The organism is Streptococcus vestibularis ATCC 49124 (assembly GCF_000188295.1).
Classification (GTDB): Bacteria; Bacillota; Bacilli; order Lactobacillales; family Streptococcaceae; genus Streptococcus; species Streptococcus vestibularis.
Map to the genome: position 1 here is coordinate 1 of NZ_GL831124.1, position 1,130 is coordinate 1,130.

Genomic DNA, 1,130 nt, shown 5'->3' on the forward strand with positions numbered 1-1,130 from the left:
AAGGTTTCAAAACACAAGAATACGGTATCGCCTCAAGCAAGTCTAACCAAGAGTTAATTGATTATACCAACGATTTGATTGCTAAATGGCAAAAAGATGGTAGCCTTCAAAAACTCTACGATAAGTATCACTTGAAACCAGCTAAGGCTGAAGATAAATAGAAAGGAGTCCTGAATTTATGTATCTTTTAACTGAAACGGCTAGTCCTTTCGCTCTTGAACGTTGGGCTGCTTTCTTCGCTAACTTTGGTCAGTTTGCCAAAGGTTTCTTTTACACTCTTGGCATTTCAATTGGTGCCTTGATTGTAGCTCTTCTTCTTGGGCTCATCTTTGGAGCTATGAGTTCAACTCACAACAAGGTTCTCCGTGGCATCTCACGTATTTATGTCGAAATCTTCCAAAACACACCCTTGCTTGTGCAATTCGTGGTTGTCTTCTATGGGATTTCAATATTGACTGATGGTCATGTCATGATCCCAATTTCATTGACAGCTATCCTTTGTGTTGGGGTCTACACAGGAGCTTATATCTCTGAAATTATTCGTACAGGTATCGAGGCAGTTCCTAAAGGTCAAACCGAAGCAGCTTTGTCTCAAGGGTTCACCTACGCTGATACCATGCGTATCATCATCTTGCCTCAAGCAGTCCGTACTATCTTGCCGCCATTGACCAACCAAGTGGTTAACTTGATTAAGAACACTTCTACAGTTGCCATCATCTCTGGAGCAGATATCATGTTCACGGCTAAGGCTTGGGCTTATGATACCACTAACTATGTGCCGGCCTTTGCTGGGGCTGCTTTCCTCTACTTTATCATGTGTTTCCCTCTAGCTACCTGGGCACGTCGTAAAGAAGAAGAGAATAAGAAAGCTTACTAAGGAGGTCCACTATGTCAGAAGTTTTATCAGCTACTAACCTTAAATTCTTAGCACAAGGGATGTGGACGACCCTTTACTTGTCTTTCTTCATCATCGTGCTATCTACCTTGTTCGGAACTATTCTCGCGGTCATGCGTAACGGAAAGAATCCTATTCTTCGTTGGATCGCTTCTATCTACGTTGAGTTCGTCCGTAACGTTCCTAACTTGCTTTGGATTTTCATTATCTTCTTGGTCTTCCAGCTTAAGTCAAC

Annotated in this window: 2 protein-coding genes and 1 pseudogene; all 3 read left to right on the plus strand. The window is 42.2% G+C overall.

The genetic code is table 11. The annotated features are described in order from the left end of the window. A pseudogene (locus HMPREF9425_RS09025) lies at nucleotides 1-161 on the plus strand (transporter substrate-binding domain-containing protein); the annotation flags it as partial. A 17-nt stretch (nucleotides 162-178) separates the two neighbouring features. Next, nucleotides 179-877, plus strand: a complete 699-nt coding sequence (locus tag HMPREF9425_RS09030) for an amino acid ABC transporter permease (RefSeq protein ID WP_003098465.1) — start codon at nucleotides 179-181, stop codon at nucleotides 875-877. An 11-nt stretch (nucleotides 878-888) separates the two neighbouring features. After that, on the plus strand, nucleotides 889-1,130 hold a 242-nt coding region (locus HMPREF9425_RS09035), incomplete at its 3' end, for an ABC transporter permease subunit (RefSeq protein WP_003098469.1).

Coding starts and splice junctions, on each gene's coding strand:
- HMPREF9425_RS09030 (WP_003098465.1), top strand. CDS start 179: ATGTATCTTTTAACTGAAACGGCTAGTCCTTTCGCTCTTGAACGTTGG.